Below are 15,793 nucleotides of genomic sequence, written 5' to 3'. Positions count from 1 at the left end.
TTGAAAGGCGACGGATGGGGTACCCACGGGGTCGACAGACTAGTCGTTCGTGTGCGTGAGCGTGGGTGCGCGTATGGTGGATTTATTACCCTCGCTTTCGATGTCTCGGGCATGATCCTGGTTCTCGATAACGAGGTGAAACCGGACTATCGAATTCTTGCTCCGGAGATCGCGCGGTTAATCGGTGATGCGGAGTATCACGTCATCGTCGAAGATCCGGAGCATCCCCCCCTCGATCGGTTCGACGGCGTCGTCCTCAGCGGGAGTACCGACAGTGTCTACGAGGACGACCACGGTGAGTGGTTCGACGTCGAACTCGATCTCATCGAACGCTGCATCGATGAAGCCATCCCGCTATTCGGAGACTGCTACGGTCACCAGCTGATCAACTACGCGCTCGGTGGCCGAGTCGAAGCCGATCAGCGTCGGTCGACGTTCGTCGAAATGATCGAATACGACGACTCACCCGACGGGGTTCTCACCGGGGTCGACCCCGTCGTCCCGGTGCTGCATGGCGATCTCGTGGTCGAACCCGGAGAGAAAATGCAATCGGTCGCACGGACCGAGTACGACGACAATTTCTGTACCCGACATACGGAGGCGCCGGTCTGGACCGTCCAGTTCCATCCCGAACTCACCGAGGAGATCGCGGCGGAGGTGGACGATTGGGACCCCGGAGAACACGCGTTCGACGATATAAACGTTACCCGGGTATTCGACAATTTCGTCCGTCACTGCGAGGCGTTGGCGAAAGCCAAGTGAGCGGACGTACGCGTGGGCGGCCATCGAATCTCTCCCGAAAACCGATCGGGGGAATTTCGCCCGACTCGTCGGGGCATAGGGGTTTCGCACCGCTTTTGCGGTGAGTATCCGGACCGTTCGGACGCTCACCGATGCGAGCCGACAACAGTCCACCTCAAATGACTTTGAGGTACCGTCGCTCCCAATCCGTGACGTAGTCGTTGAACTGGGAGAGTTCGTGTCGCTTGACGGTCGTGAACACGTGAACGAACTGTTCGCCGAGGATCTCGACCAACTCGTCGTCCGTTTCGAGCGCCCGAAGCGCCATCTCGGGGGACTGTACCAGCGATGGGCGCTGCCTTTGAGCGTCACCGCTGACCGGTTCTCCCGGATCCAGCTCCGCCCGTACCCCATGCAGGCCGGCGGCGAGTGTTCCTGCCAAAACGAGATACGGGTTGGCAGCAGCGCCAGGGATGCGGTTCTCGATTCGTGTCGGTAACGCTTCCGGTACACGAATCGCAGCCGTCCGGTTGTTGTAGCCCCACGACCGGGTGTACGGTGAGAAGCTCCCCGGAGTGAACCGTTTGAACCCATTGAGGGTGGGACAGCCGAGTGCAACCAGCGCGTCGGCGTGTTCGAGCAGTCCCCCGACGAACGCTTTGCCCGTCTCCGATAGGCCCTCCTCACCCGCGAAGACGTTGTTGGAGCCGTCGAATGCACTCACGTGGAGGTGGTAGCCGTTCGCCGATGAATCCGTTAGCGGTTTGGCCATGAACGTCGCCTTTCGACCCCCAGTGGCGGCAGCCTCCTTTACCACCTCACGGAACGTGAACGCTCGGTCAGAAGTCTCGAGCGGCGACCCGTAGTCGAAGAGAACCTCGAACTGGCCCGCGCCGTACTCGTGTTGGATACTCTGGACGGAGATATCCATCGCGTCGCTCCAGCGTTTTACCTTGTCGTAAAACGATCGCACCCGTTCGGTGTGTCGGGTAACGTACTCGTGTGGATGGTCGGTGACGGGCTTGTACCCGTCCTCCGTTCTGTCGAGTAGATGAAACTCGAGTTCGTTCCCGACGCCGAAAGACGCGTCGAGAGTATCGCGGGCTTCGGCGAGCACCCGGTGGAGTACCCGCCGTGTGTACGCCTCCGCCGGGTCCCCGCGAAAATCGAAATCACAGATCACCCGCGCGGCGTCGTCGCGCCACGGGAGTCGCTGAAACGTTTCGGGGTCGGGGACGATGGTACCGTCGGCAAAATCGATCGCTTCTCCGTAGCCGGTCCCCTCCGGTACGTCAGTCATCGCCGAAACCGCGAGGATCAACATATTCATCGAGAAGCCGTCCTCCCACTTCTCGCGGGCGTAGTCGGCGTCGATCTGCTTCGAGCGAGAGACGCCATCGATGTCCGGAATCTCGACGAACAAGTGCTCCACCTCCGGATCTTCGAGCACCGCTTCGACGTTTTCGGGCAGTGTCATAAACCTCTGTGTGCTGCGGCAGTTCTTAAACGTTCGTGCTCCAGTTCCCCGCCCCAAACAGCGAGGCGAACTCGAAATCAGTTCCGCGGGTGTCGAACCGATCGAGTGCGAACGGGTCGAGATCGAACGGGGCGTTTTCGCCGGTCACCAGCGACCGAACCGCGGTGCCGATGCTTCCCGTGGCCATCACGCCGGCCCCGTGAAATCCGGCCGCGACCACGAGGTCGTCCGGCCCTTCTTTCGGCGCATCGATGATGCCTTTCGCATCGGGTGTCGTCGCATCGGCCATCGGGCAAACCTCATAACGGACGACGTTCGTATGATCCTCGACGGCGGCAAGCAACGTTTGCAGGTCCTCTGAGAGGAACGTATCGAGCCTGTCACCGAACACGTCTTCCCCGTCGTGCGGCGGTTCGGACTCATACCGGTGTTCGAGGCCGACGAGCAGGTGACCGTCGTCAGTCCCTCGCCAGTATACCCCGTAGTGTGGATCGCCCCCCATCGGGAACTCCCGGTCGAGGTTCGCATCCAGATATGCGACGTTCCACGTGAATTTCCGGATGGGCAACTCGAGTGTATCCGCGAGTAGATCCCGAGTCGCTGAGCCCGCCGCCATCACGACTGTGTCGGCCTCGACGGAACCGTACTCGGTCTCGACACCCGTCGCGACCCCGTCCGTAACGCGAACCGACGTAACCGAGGTGTCCGGCCGGAACTCTACCCCCCGACTTCTCGCCTCGCTGTGTAGCGTCGCGAGCAGGTCGTCGACGTCACAGTAGCCACAGTCGTCCCAGACCAGCGCCCGATCGTAGGGGGCATCGTCGCTGAACACGTCGTCGTACGCCCCAACGTCGACGAGTTCGACCCCGTCGGTCGCGGCGCTCGCCTCCGCTCTGTCATGATCCTCCGGCCGGACGCCGCGGACGTAGTTTCGGTCGGTCCAAGCGAACGTTCCCGTGTCGTCTAGATCACGGAAAAAATCGGTCGTATGTGCCGTCCATTCCGGCTGGTCCGGATAGTCGACAGGTGCCGTCATGACTCCAGAGGCGCGGCTCGATGTCCCCTCACCGATGCCAGCGCGGTCGACGATCAGTACGTCGTGGTCCGGTGCGAGCCTGTATGCTGCGGAGAGTCCGGCGATACCGGACCCTACGATGACTGTATCGTACGCCATACCGTTCGGTCGCGATACCGAAGTAAATAATTACGCCTCAAAGCATTTTTTAGTCAAGTACGAGCATTTTTTAGCTAAGCAGAAGAACGGTGACTATCACATGAGTACGCACTCGTCCGCTGAGTCGATGGAGAAGCGCCACGGCGAAGCGATCGACCGGGCGACGACCGACCTGACGTTCGGCCACTGGATCGACGGCGAAACCGTCGATGCCGCAAACGGGGAGACGTTCGAGACGACGGATCCCGCCGTCTCGACAGCCATCACGTCGGTTTCCCGCGGAGAGAGCACGGACATCGATCGGGCAGTCTCGTCCGCTCGGAGGGCTTTCGAAACGGAGTGGCGAGAGACGACACCGCGCTCTCGCGCGAAGGTCGTCCGTGAGTGGACGGCCGTACTCCGAGAGCACGTCGACGAACTGACCCTACTCGAGAGCCTCGATACCGGCAAGCCGCTCGAATACGCCCGCGGGGAAATCGGAGACACCATCGAGTATCTCGAATACTACGTATCGGTCGCACAGGCGCACGAGGGGGCACACCTCCCACAGGGAGGTGACAATCACGTCTATATCCGAAACGAGCCGTACGGCGTTGCCGGCCAGATCCTCCCCTGGAATTACCCCCTCAACCTGTTCGGCTGGAAGGTCGGTGCGGCACTGGCTGCGGGGAATACGGTGGTGTGTAAACCCTCCGAGGAAGCGCCCCTTTCGATCACGCGGGCGGCACAACTCTCCGCGGACGTGCTCCCGAACGGGGTGCTCAACGTCGTCAACGGGTTCGGTACGGAGGCCGGTGCCCCGCTGACCCAACATGACGACGTCGATAAGCTCTCTTTTACCGGTTCCGTCCCGGTGGGTAAGCAGGTGATGACGGCCGCGGCCGACCACATCGTCCCGGTGACGCTCGAACTCGGCGGGAAGTCCCCGTTCGTGGTGTTCCCCGACGCGGATATCGAGCAGGCGGCCGAGACCGCCGCCGCGGGGCTCTTCTACAACACCGGGCAGTCGTGTGATGCGTGTTCGCGCATACTCGTCCACGAAGACGTCCACGAGAGGTTCACCGATGCCTTCGTGACCGCCACGGACGGCTGGTCAGCCGGTGATCCCCTCGTCGACGGCACGACGCTGGGACCGTTGACGTTCGAAGAGCAGTACGACAAGGTCTCGGAGTACGTCGAACTCGGCCGGGAGGAAGGCGCAGATCTCATCTACGGCGGCGAGCGCCCGGCCGGCGAACTCGCCGACGGGCATTTCTTCGAGCCGACGGTGTTCGACGATGTTGACAACGACATGCGTATCGCACAAGAGGAGATATTCGGCCCGGTCGAGTGTATCATTACTTTCGAGAACTACGAGGAGGCCATCGAACTCGCGAACGACGTCGAGTACGGCCTCGCGGCTGGCGTCGCAACGCGGGATACGACCACCGCCCATCGAGCGGCGGCTGACATCCGGGCCGGAAGCATCTGGGTCAACGAGTACCATGGCGGTGGTCCGGGTATCCCGTTCGGCGGCTTCAAAGCATCCGGTATCGGCCGGGAATGCGCTGAAGAGACCATCGGCGAGTACACCCAGTCGAAGTCGGTCACTATTGCGCTCGACGAGCCGCTCTGAGATTCGAGAGTTCCACGGAACCCACGTCGTGGCTGGCGCTTCTTTGCCCCCATCAAATCTTTATATGATTAGCCAGTATCCTTGGTAATGGCAGTCAAGACTGATGGCGCGACGAGGGGGTCGATGCCCGCAGACCTCTCGCAGTTACTGCGCGTGAATCTCAGCGAACGAACCGTCGAGACCGAGGAGGTTCCACAGGAGTACCGGGACACGTTCATTTCGGGGAAGGGGCTCGGTGCCGCGATGTTGCTCGATGAGCTCGAGCCGGATGTCGATCCGCTCAGCCCGGACAACAAGATGTTTTTCATGTTCGGGCCGCTGACGGGCCACGCCCCGGGTACCTCCCGATACGGGGTCATGACGAAGTCGCCGCTCACGGGGACGTTCGTCGACTCGTACTCGGGCGGGCACTTCCCATCGATGTTCCGCTTTGCGATGCCGACGTATCTCGGCGTCGTCTTTGAGGGGCGAGCCGACGAGCCGGTGTTGCTCCGCGTCGACGACGGAGACGTGACCATCGAGGAGGCAGAGCACCTGTGGGGCAGCCACGACGCACGGGAGACAGCGAGGGAGTTCCCCGACCGGAAAACGAAAGTCGCGGCCATCGGGCCGGCAGGAGAAAACCAGGTGAAGTTCGCGACGATCTCGAGCGACGAGGCATCTCACCACGCGGGACGGGGAGGTGTCGGGGCAGTGATGGGTAGCAAAAATCTCAAAGCCGTGGTTGCCACGGGAACCAAGCCGGACGACTCGGAACTCCAGGACCTCCGCATCCAGCATACCCAACGGCTCGGCGGCAGCGAAGAGGTCGCCTGGGCACGCACCGGTGGCACACAACTCATCGTCGACTGGACGCAGGCCATCGGAGCGCTCCCGTCTCACAACTGGACGAGAGGGCAGATCCCGGACGTAGACGAGTTGAATATCGACGCGTTCGAACCGGGACATCAGCGTCCCGACTCCTGTTACAACTGTCCGGTGGCCTGCGGTCACGTTACGGACTTCTCGGAGACGGACATCGACGGGGCGTTCCCCGACGCCAGCGTCGCCTGGGGCCCCGAGTACGAGACGATCGGTATGATGGGAGCGAACACGGACATCACCGACGTGACCGGAGTGACGGAACTGGCCGACCGCGCGGACCGGCTTGGGATGGACACCATCTCGCTCGGTAACGTCGTCTCGTGGTTGATGGAAGTCTCGGAGAGTGGGCTCGTCGATACCGACGTCGAGTTCGGTGACGCGGAAGCTGCTGCAGAACTGGTTCGCAAGATCGCCCACCGCGAGGGAATCGGAGAGCAACTCGCTGAGGGAACCGCCAGAGCGGCCGAACTGCTCTGTGGTGGCGCACCCGAGGCGCGGGAGGCAGCCGTCGAGGTGAAGGGGCTGGAGCTCCCAGCCTACGACCCTCGCGCCTCGTTCAGTATGGCGCTGGCCTACGCGACCTCGGATCGCGGCGGATGTCACCAGCGCGCGTTCCCAATCGGCTCGGACGCGATGGGCGGCGACCGTGATCCGTTCGACACGGAAGGCCACGCGGAGGTCGTCGTCGACGAACAAAACGAGGGGGCACTCTCCTATAGCATGGTCGCGTGTGACTTCACCGCGTACAGCTACGAACGCGTCGTGGAATGGCTGAGCGAGTTCGGTTACGACGTCTCGGTCGATGACCTCGAAACGGTCGGCGAACGCGCCTGGAACGTCGTCCGGTTGTTCAACGTCCGTGAGGGGTTCGAACGCGAGGACGACAGCCTCCCGGAGCGACTGAAGCGGCCGCTCGAGTCGGGCGGTCCGGCCGACGGAAACCACCTCACCGAGGAGGCGTTCGACGAGATGCTCGACGAGTACTATGAACTTCGGGGCTGGAGCGTGGACGGGATCCCGACTTCGTCGAGGATCGAACGACTGGGTATCGAACCGTTCGTCCCGTCCGAAGTCGAACTCGCGGAGTGAACTCACACGGGACGCCGACGGACTCTCTCTCCCTCACTCTGTTTTTCAGTGTGGACCGTGATCACTCGTTGGATCGCCACACTCGGCGCTCCGGCCGGTGGGATCGAGCGCCGACGATTTTTTCTCGGCACAAAGAGAACCCTGTCGACAGGCCTCATATCCCGATACTGTCGGACGAGCGTTGGCGACTCCGCGTCGAACGGGGACGTTACGGGAGGTATTTTTATTAATAGAGGCCACGAACCCGAATCGTGGTGGTCAGCCAATGAGTTCAGAGCAGTTACAGAAGCAACCTAACACGATTCCACACTGGCACACTCCGGATGGGGAAACCATCAACATCACCGATGGGGAGGGTGCGTGGGTGAAAGACGATGAGGGAAAGGAGTATCTCGACTTCCTCTCGCAGTTGTACTGCGTAAACGCCGGCCATGGTAACGAGCGAATCAATCAGGCGATACGCCAACAGCTGGATCGTATCGCGTACGTGGCGTCCTCGAAGCACAACGAGGCCCGGTCGGAACTCTCTACCCGGCTGGCCGAGATCAATCCCATCGACGACGCGAGCGTGTTCTTCGCTATCTCCGGCAGCGAGGCCAACGAAGCGGCCATCCAACTCGCCCGACAATACAAAGACGCACCGAAGGTCCTCACGCGATGGCGTTCGTACCACGGAGGGACGTACGGTGCCGCGAGCCTCACCGGAGATGCGGAGACGCGGGCGAGCGTGGAGCGCTATGCGGCGACGTCCGGGACGGCTCGGTTCCTTCCGCCACTTCCCGAGTGCTTCGACGCGAGCGGGCCGGAAGATCTCGCAGAGAAGGCAGCTAACCACCTCGAGTGGGTCATTCAAAACGAGGACCCAGACAGTATCGCCGCCATCCTGACCGAGCCCATCGGAGGTTCCAGCGGGGCCTTCCCCGCCCCTCCGGGGTATTTCGAACGGGTTCGAGAGATCTGTGACCGATACGACATTCTGCTCATCTCCGACGAGGTCATCACCGGATTCGGCCGGTGTGGTGACTGGTTCGGTATCGATACCGAGGACGTCGAGCCGGACATGATCACCTTCGCGAAGGGAGTCACGAGCGCTTACGTCCCGCTCGCGGGCGTCATCATGAACGACAGCCTCGGACAACACTTCGGTGAAGAGGGTATCCCTGTCGGACAGACGTTCGCGGGACATCCGATGGCGTGCGCCGCCGGGATTGCAGCGCTCGACGAATACGAGGAGCACCTCATCGACAACGTTCGCTCCCTAGCGCCGGAACTGGAGTCCAAACTGCGCGATATCGAAGAAAAATACGACGTCGTTGGCGATCTCCACGGCCGAGGATTTCATTGGGGCGTCGAGTTCCACGACCCGCAGACGGGGGAGCCGTTCGTAAACCCGTGGGCTACGGACGAAGACAACCCGGTCGCCGAGGTGCGCTCGCACGCGAAAGACAACGGCGTACTGTTCGGTAGCGGCCGTCCGGAGATCCAGATCATTCTTTCCCCAACGCTGAACATCAACGAAACGGATATCCAAGTGGCTGCCTCCGCTCTCGATGACGCTATTGAAGCCACGTTTTACTGAATCGTCGTGGGGCTGTCCTTCGGCTCCGCGCGATTATTTTTACGATTGAAAAGATCCCGCACCGCACCGTCCCCATCCGGAGATAGCCGTGGTCAGGAGTTCTGTGCCTCCGCCAGCCTCGGTGCTATGTTTCTGAACGCCTCGATGGTCTCGTCGATGTGTTCTTCGGTGTGTTGGACGCTGATCGTCCACTGCTGACGGGCCCCGTATGGATGCGGAATAATGCCCTGATTGACCATCCCAAACCAAAACAGGGTGTGGAAATCGTCGTCGACGTTCGCTACGAACTCCCGGTAATCGGTGATGTTCGCGTCGGTGAACTGGATGATACCTTGTGAGTTCACGTGCGTGACCTGTCCCTTAATCCCCGCATCAGCCATCACGTCCTCGTAGCCGGCTTTCAGCCGGTTACCCAGCCGGTTCACGTGATCGTATGCGTCCTCGGTAAGTACGTCCCGGAGTGCAGTCACCAGTGCTCGGAGGACGAACGGGTTGCCGTTGTACGTGCCGTAGTGCCAGGCGTAGTCGTCCGATATCTGATCCATAATCTCGTGAGTCCCGCCGAACGCGCCCACCGATGTCTCCCCACCGATGGATTTCGCCATGGTTACCATATCGGGCTCGACACCGTAGAGTTCAGCTGCCCCGCCAGGAGCGACCTTCACGCCCGTTTTCACCTCGTCGAAGATGAGGACGACGCCGTACTCGTCACACAGCTTCCTGAGTCCTTCGAGGTAGTTTTCCTGTGGCGGAGTGACGGACTTGTTCAGCATCACCGGTTCGACGAGGAGTGCACCGATTTCGTCGCGGTGTTCCCAGAGGATCTCCTCGGTCGCCTCGAGATCGTTGAACGGAGCGACTTCAACGGTGTCGAGTACGGCGTCCGGGACGCCGTGTCCGTCCTTGACTTTTCGAGGTCGCTTCGGGTGACCGGCCTTCGAGACTGGTGGGGTTCCGCTCACCAGGACGTAGTCGTGGGCGCCGTGGTACGCTCCCTCGATCTTCAGCACCTTGTCCCGACCGCTGTACGCTCTGGCCATACGTATGGCATGCATCGTCGCCTCCGTTCCACTGTTGGTGAATCGAACCTTCTGGAGGGCGTTCCATCGCTTTTTCAGCTCCTCGGCAGCTTCAGCCAGCAACTCGTGAGGCATCGTGTAGAGGGTCCCTTTGTCGATCTGGTCGTGGAGCGCGTCGGCGATATCGGGGTGAGTGTGGCCACAGAGCCCTGCTCCGTTGTTCATGTCGTAATCGAGGTACCGGTTGCCGTCGACATCTTCCAGGTGTACGCCGTCGCTGTGGTCGATATAAAACGGATAGGGATCGAATCGTCGCGATGTGCTCGCCACCCCGGCGGGAATGTGATCGCTCGTCTCGTCGTGGATCGATTCGCTGGTCGGTGTCCGCTCTCGGTACTCGGCCTCCAGCTTTGACCAGTAATCCATATCCAGGTATCGTAAATCGAAGTATTAAGTGTGTTGGTAACAGTGGTTTCTACCCCCTGAAACGATAGACCCCGGTGAATAGTCGCGTAGTTGTTGACGGTCGGGAGCGAACGTCGAGATTCGGCCGCCCGTTCCGAGTCCGATCGCGGGTAATACGCTCGGCCGCCACAGTAGTTCACTATGAGAGAAATAGAAAACCACCGTATACGAGGATCCAAGACGCATATAGCGCGATTCCCGCAGTTTAAATAACAACCCTAACCGTGTTATTTACTTCCGAACACCCGTCTGGGGCAGTTACTTTTTCGATAGATGTGAAACTCGATATCGAAGGGGTCGACATACTAGTACCAGTTCCCCGAAAAACATAACACTGGTATGGCATCCTGGCGAAAATATTTTCATCCGTGTGAAAATAGACCGTGGTCCAGCCAGGATTTGGTTGTTGGTGTCCGGCGACGTAGGGGGCTACCCCCGGCACGATAGCTGAGTCATACGTATCACGCGCATATCGTGCATCACGGTGAAACGGAAGACAATCCCATTCGGGAGAACCAAGACGAGTGGATCGAGGACCAACGCCTCAACCACTCGTCGTTCGTCCGTGAGCAACTGGACGAACTGATCGAGGAACGAGAGTAACGGATGTACGACGCCTACGAGTACCGTCTCAAGCCGTCCGACACCCACCGTGAGCCATTGGACTGCCACCGAGACGTTTGTCGGCAACTGTACGACCACGCGCTCTACCGCCCCAACGAGTAGCAAAACGAACACGGCGAACCGCCGTCCATGACACCCTGCGATCGGAACTACACGATCGCAAGCAGTGGTGGGACGACCCCACCCTCAAGCGCGAGCCGTCAGGCGAGCGGTAGGGTGGGGAGTTCGCCGGTGCAGGATCTCGGGTAGCCATCGGAATCTTCGATTTTCGAACGGCACTACCAGTATTCCCCCGGGGATATTAGATCGCACCTCCTCCAACCCGGCATGCATTCAGGTGTGGGACGGCCAGGTCTTTACCGCGCGGAGGACGTCACCGAGCATGTAACGTAGATGTCGTTGGGCTCCTCCTGTATCGCGAACAGTGAGGGGGAATCGGGATCGGTCGCGTCCCCTGGGGTCGACAGATCTCCACGCTATCCGATAAGTTTTAAAAAATATTAATACAAGAAGACATATAGGAATTAATAGATCGTAGTTAACCATCACCTTCATCGGCATTACAGGGGAATTAAGCGATAATCGAAAACAGTAGTTCCTGTATGTGTTATGATCTAACGATTTTTATATCCACTTTCATATATTTTACCCCACCGAGATCAATGACGGTCAACGTTTCCCGTGCCGTCAAAAGATATTTACAGTAATCGTGCTATCCCTGACAGAGGGAGACATGCTAAACGACTCCACTACGAAAAACTCGCTGTCGTCGAAATACTCCAAGTTGATCGCTCGGGCGCGTCGGAACAAATGGACCGGACTCGTGGTTAATCTTCTTCCCAGCGGGTTTTGGCTCACTGTCTTCTTTTTAATCCCGCTCGGGGTGATGTTCTACTTCAGTTTCGGCCAGCGCGGTGCTTTCGGTGAAGTTCTCGTCGGTCTCGAACATCTCAGTCTACATCAGTACCGAACATACTTCATTCCCGAAGACGCGACCGTATTGCAGGCGATCTGGTACACTATCGCATGGTTGGTCGCGACCGTCCTTCCGGGGAACGTCGAGTTAGCGGCGGGGCAACCGACGCCTTACGTCCGGCTAACGTTTAAGAGCATTGGATACGGACTCGTCTCGACGGTCGTATCGCTCGTCATCGGCTATCCGGTCGCCTATTATATCGGCCGTATAGCCCCTGAAAGACATCGAAACTTGCTTTTAGTCCTGATTATCCTCCCGTTTTGGGCATCGTATCTCGTCCGGATCTACGCTATTCAGCTACTGCTGTCGTCGAACAGCGTGCTCACGATCGCACTGGGAGTCCTGCCGTTCTACGAAACCGGCGCACCGCTGATGAACTCTCGATTCGCCGTTCTGCTTGGTCTCGTCTACATATGGATTCCGTTCATGATTCTCCCGGTCTACGCCAGTATCGAGGAGATCGACTTTACCCTGCGGGAGTCAGCGATGGACCTGGGTGCCGACCAGTTCGACGCGTTCCGGAGGGTTATTTTCCCACTCTCGATGCCGGGGGTCGCCGCGGGATCGATCCTCGTGTTCATCCCGAGCACCGGAGCGTATGTCATTCCCGAACTGCTCGGGGGAACCGACAGCCAGATGATCGGAAATTTCATCGCTAACCAATTCGGCTCGGCCGGTAACTGGCCCCTCGGTGCGGCGGGATCGTTCGTCTTGATGGCGGTGATGCTCCTCTGTATCGCGCTCTATCAGCGATACGCTGGGGGTGACCTCGCGTGACCTCGCTGAAGCGATGGCGCTCAAAATTGTTCGAGATGGGGAGCGGGTGGCTCGCCGTCCAGACGCTTCTCGTCTACCTCTTTTTGTACACTCCTGTCGTCGTTCTCATCGTCCTGTCGTTCAACGACTCTCGTTATGCGATAGTCTGGCAAGGATTTACCATCGAGTGGTACATAGCGCTATTCAGCGGAGAAACGATCGCCCGTGTCGATCCCAGCGCAGCATATCACGCGCTCATAAACTCGGTTTACATCGCGATCGTTACCGTGCTCGGAAGCACCGTCTTCGGAACGATGCTGGCGTTCGCCCTCGATCGGTACGAGTTCCCCGGTAAGCGGCTGTTCACCGGCGTTGTGTACATGCCGATTATCATTCCGAGCATCATAATGGGAATCTCGTTGTTGTTGTTTTTCAACATCGTGGGGATGTCCCTCGGCGTCAACACCGCGATCATCGGTCACATCGCGTTCGGCATCAGTTTCGTCGCGGTCGTCGTCTTTGCCCGCCTGCGAGGATTCGATCGAACCCTTGAGGAAGCGGGGAAGGACCTCGGGGCGAACGAAATCGAGACGTTCCGCTATATCACACTCCCCCTTATCAAACCGGGCGTCTATGCGGGCGCGCTGCTCGCGTTTGCGATGAGTTTCGACGATTTCGTCGTTACGTTCTTTATTATCGGAAACGAAAACACCCTGCCGATATTTTTCTTCTCTATGGTTCGACAGGGGATCAGTCCGGGTGTCAATGTCGTCGCCGCGCTCATTCTCATCACGACGATGGCGCTCGTCGCGATCGCACAGCGATTCCAGGGTCCGACCTGGTAGTTCGGTCGAGACCTACGTTGCGTGACCGCTGTGGATCTATAAATCGAAACCCTGTATTTTCGGTGATAGTTTGAGTTTAAACGATAAAACCGACCATATGTCGTGTCGGAAATCGTAGAAACCCGGTTCCGGGCCTTCGATCGCTGGCGCAAAGCCAAACTTTATGTCAAACACATACATGTGTCTGCCAAGGGGTGTCACAATGACTGAAAAAAAAGATAACTCACGACGGAACTCGCGGCGTAGATTCCTGCAAATGACCGGGACGGCCTCCACGCTCGGGGTGGCCGGTCTGGCCGGGTGCCTCGGCGGCGGCAACGGCAACGGTGGCAACGGTGGCAACGGCAACGGTGGCAACGGTGGCAACGGCAACGGCAGCGACAGCGGCGACGCTGGCGAGCTGCTGGTCTTTCAATGGGCCGACTACTGGGCGGACGGGTTCATTCAGGGATTCGAAGATGAGACGGGCATCGAGGTCTCCGTATCGAATTACGCGTCGAACGAGGAGATGTTCAACGCACTGAAAGCCGGAGGGACCGACCAGTACGATGTCCTCTTCCCCAGCGACTATATGGTCAATATCATGACGGAGCAAGACATGCTCCAGCCGATCGACACAGACCGACTGTCGAACTGGGGAAACCTCTCGCAAACGTTCCAGGATGCACCCTACGACCCCACTGATGACCGGTACTCGGTGCCGTATCAGTGGGGAACCTCCGGCATCGGTTACAACGCGGAGATGACCGGCGACATCGAAGTCACGTCGTGGGAGACGATGTGGGACGAGGAGTTCGCCGGACAGATGACCATGCTTGACGATATGCGCGAAACGATCGGTGCGGCGCTCAAGTATCTCGGCTACTCACTGAACACGACCGACGAGGACGAAATCGATGAGGCCAAAGAACTCCTCATCCAGCAGAAGGACCTACTCTCCACGTACGACTCGGTGAACATGCCGGAGAACATGATCAACGAGCAGGCAAGCCCCGTCCATACGTGGTCCGGCGAAGCGTTCGTGGCCTACTGGGAGCTGTGGGAGGAAGGCGAGGATTCACCGATCGACTACGTGATACCCGAAGAGGGAAGTGTCGTCTGGGTGGATACCGCTACGATCACCGCCGAAGCACAGAACGTCGAGAACGCCTACGCGTTCATCGATTACTTCCTCGACGCCGAGAACGGTGCGGACGTGACGAACTACACGTACTACGCCAGTCCGAACGAAGCCGCCGAGGAGTACATCTCCGACGATATTCTCGATAACGAGAGCATTTATCCGGACGAAGACACGATGGACTCCCTCGAATTCATCGAGAACATCGGGCAAGCGACGCAGATATACGATGAGGCCTGGACCGAGATCAAGAGTGCCTAAACACATATGACTACCCACGACATTCGCCTGGTGAATATCGAAAAGCGGTTCGGCGATGTCACCGCGGTCGACGACCTCAGCCTCGACATCGAATCCGGATCGTTCCTGACGCTGCTCGGGCCAAGCGGGTGTGGAAAGACTACACTACTGCGCTGTATCGACGGGTTCGAAACCCCGACCAGTGGAGACGTCCTTATCGGCGACGAGCGAGTCAATGGAGTCCCACCGTTCGAACGGGACACGAGTATGGTGTTCCAGTCCTACGCGCTGTTCCCCCACATGACCGTTGGGGAGAACATCGCATTCGGGTTGCAAATGAAAGGCATTCCGGATCACACCCGTGCCAGCGAGACCTCGGTGGGCTCGGACTCGGCGAGTAGAGGCGGGGTTCTGTCGGGGATAAAGAGGCTGATCAGGCGATCGAAAACCGAAGAGATCGACGCCCGCGTCTCGGAAGTGCTGGAGCTGGTCGAACTCCCCGGCATGGAGGACCGGCAGATCGATGAGCTGTCCGGCGGCCAGCAACAGCGAATCGCCCTGGCGCGCGCGCTCGTGACGGAACCGACGGTACTCCTTTTAGACGAACCACTCGGCGCACTCGATCTGAAGCTTCGAAAGACCATGCAAGTCGAACTCAAGAACCTTCAGAAGGAACTGGACATCACGTTCGTCTACGTCACTCACGATCAGGAGGAAGCACTCACCATGAGCGACCAAATTGCCGTCATGAACGACGGACACCTCGAACAGCTCGGGACTCCGACCGAGATTTACGAGGAGCCGGCCACGAAGTTTGTCGCCGACTTCATCGGTGAAACGAATCTGTTGTACGGCACGTACGACACGGATGAGAACGGCGGGATCATCGACGTCAATGGACTTCCAGTTCGCGTCGAAGGGTCCGACGGTACCCCCGGCGAGGAGGTCGCCGTCGCGATTCGACCCGAGAAGCTCCGGATCGGTGACAAAGCGGAGGGAGTTTCGAATTCTTTCGAGGGTCAGGTCATCGAGGAGATCTACAAGGGGAACCTCGGAAAGTTCGTCATCGAACTCGAGAACGGCACCGAACTCACCATCGACATACAACTCGAAGATCAGGGCCAGTACCTCTCGGTCGGTCGACGCGTCACGGTCGGGTGGACCCCGAGCAACGCTGTCCTGCTGACCGAGTGAGTGCGGGATCGAATT

The 15,793-nt window shown here is 59.2% G+C and carries 12 protein-coding genes and 1 pseudogene; 10 read left to right on the top strand and 3 right to left on the bottom strand.

Annotation, left to right across the window (positions count from 1 at the left end; translation table 11 throughout):
• The first annotated feature begins 111 nt into the window (after nucleotides 1-111).
• Entirely contained in the window at nucleotides 112-762 is a 651-nt protein-coding gene (locus R6U53_RS04850) for a type 1 glutamine amidotransferase (RefSeq protein ID WP_410321236.1), read from the top strand.
• A gap of 154 nt (nucleotides 763-916) precedes the next feature.
• Here the strand turns inward: R6U53_RS04850 and R6U53_RS04845 are convergent, their stop codons facing one another.
• Entirely contained in the window at nucleotides 917-2,218 is a 1,302-nt protein-coding gene (locus R6U53_RS04845) for a glutamine synthetase family protein (protein ID WP_410321235.1), read from the bottom strand.
• Nucleotides 2,219-2,243: 25 nt separating this feature from the next.
• Nucleotides 2,244-3,392: an NAD(P)/FAD-dependent oxidoreductase gene (locus tag R6U53_RS04840; protein WP_410321234.1), complete on the bottom strand. Its 1,149-nt coding sequence runs from the start codon at nucleotides 3,390-3,392 to the stop codon at nucleotides 2,244-2,246.
• Between the two features lie 100 nt (nucleotides 3,393-3,492).
• Between R6U53_RS04840 and R6U53_RS04835 the strand changes: the two genes are divergently transcribed.
• From R6U53_RS04835 to R6U53_RS04825, 3 genes are all read left to right on the top strand, one after another.
• Nucleotides 3,493-5,007 carry an aldehyde dehydrogenase family protein gene (locus tag R6U53_RS04835; RefSeq protein ID WP_410321233.1) on the top strand — a complete coding sequence of 505 codons (1,515 nt, stop codon included), beginning with the start codon at nucleotides 3,493-3,495 and terminating at the stop codon, nucleotides 5,005-5,007.
• Between the two features lie 87 nt (nucleotides 5,008-5,094).
• Nucleotides 5,095-6,960, top strand: coding sequence for an aldehyde ferredoxin oxidoreductase family protein (locus R6U53_RS04830; protein ID WP_410321232.1), 1,866 nt, complete (start codon nucleotides 5,095-5,097; stop codon nucleotides 6,958-6,960).
• A gap of 265 nt (nucleotides 6,961-7,225) precedes the next feature.
• Complete coding sequence (locus tag R6U53_RS04825; RefSeq protein WP_410321231.1) at nucleotides 7,226-8,539, top strand: aspartate aminotransferase family protein; 1,314 nt, start codon at nucleotides 7,226-7,228, stop codon at nucleotides 8,537-8,539.
• A gap of 92 nt (nucleotides 8,540-8,631) precedes the next feature.
• On the opposite strand, the gene R6U53_RS04820 is transcribed toward R6U53_RS04825, so the two are convergent.
• Nucleotides 8,632-9,984: an aspartate aminotransferase family protein gene (locus tag R6U53_RS04820; RefSeq protein ID WP_410321230.1), complete on the bottom strand. Its 1,353-nt coding sequence runs from the start codon at nucleotides 9,982-9,984 to the stop codon at nucleotides 8,632-8,634.
• A gap of 513 nt (nucleotides 9,985-10,497) precedes the next feature.
• Between R6U53_RS04820 and R6U53_RS04815 the strand changes: the two genes are divergently transcribed.
• The 6 genes and pseudogenes from R6U53_RS04815 (at nucleotide 10,498) to R6U53_RS04790 (ending at nucleotide 15,778) form a co-directional block, all read left to right on the top strand.
• Nucleotides 10,498-10,626 carry a hypothetical protein gene (locus R6U53_RS04815; RefSeq protein ID WP_410321279.1) on the top strand — a complete coding sequence of 43 codons (129 nt, stop codon included), beginning with the start codon at nucleotides 10,498-10,500 and terminating at the stop codon, nucleotides 10,624-10,626.
• Between the two features lie 3 nt (nucleotides 10,627-10,629).
• Nucleotides 10,630-10,826: pseudogene (locus tag R6U53_RS04810) on the top strand (RNA-guided endonuclease TnpB family protein); the annotation flags it as partial.
• A gap of 707 nt (nucleotides 10,827-11,533) precedes the next feature.
• Nucleotides 11,534-12,400, top strand: coding sequence for an ABC transporter permease (locus R6U53_RS04805; RefSeq protein ID WP_410321229.1), 867 nt, complete (start codon nucleotides 11,534-11,536; stop codon nucleotides 12,398-12,400).
• A 35-nt stretch (nucleotides 12,401-12,435) separates the two neighbouring features.
• Nucleotides 12,436-13,224: an ABC transporter permease gene (locus R6U53_RS04800; protein WP_410321228.1), complete on the top strand. Its 789-nt coding sequence runs from the start codon at nucleotides 12,436-12,438 to the stop codon at nucleotides 13,222-13,224.
• Nucleotides 13,225-13,426: 202 nt separating this feature from the next.
• Nucleotides 13,427-14,605, top strand: a complete 1,179-nt coding sequence (locus tag R6U53_RS04795; RefSeq protein ID WP_410321227.1) for a PotD/PotF family extracellular solute-binding protein — start codon at nucleotides 13,427-13,429, stop codon at nucleotides 14,603-14,605.
• Nucleotides 14,606-14,611: 6 nt separating this feature from the next.
• Complete coding sequence (locus R6U53_RS04790) at nucleotides 14,612-15,778, top strand: ABC transporter ATP-binding protein (RefSeq protein ID WP_410321226.1); 1,167 nt, start codon at nucleotides 14,612-14,614, stop codon at nucleotides 15,776-15,778.
• Nucleotides 15,779-15,793: the final 15 nt, after the last annotated feature.

It is taken from the genome of Natronomonas sp., from assembly GCF_046483325.1.
In the GTDB taxonomy this organism is placed as follows: domain Archaea; phylum Halobacteriota; class Halobacteria; order Halobacteriales; family Haloarculaceae; genus Natronomonas.
The sequence above is the reverse complement of the archived record's forward strand: the minus strand, read 5'-3'. Positions and strand labels throughout refer to the sequence as shown.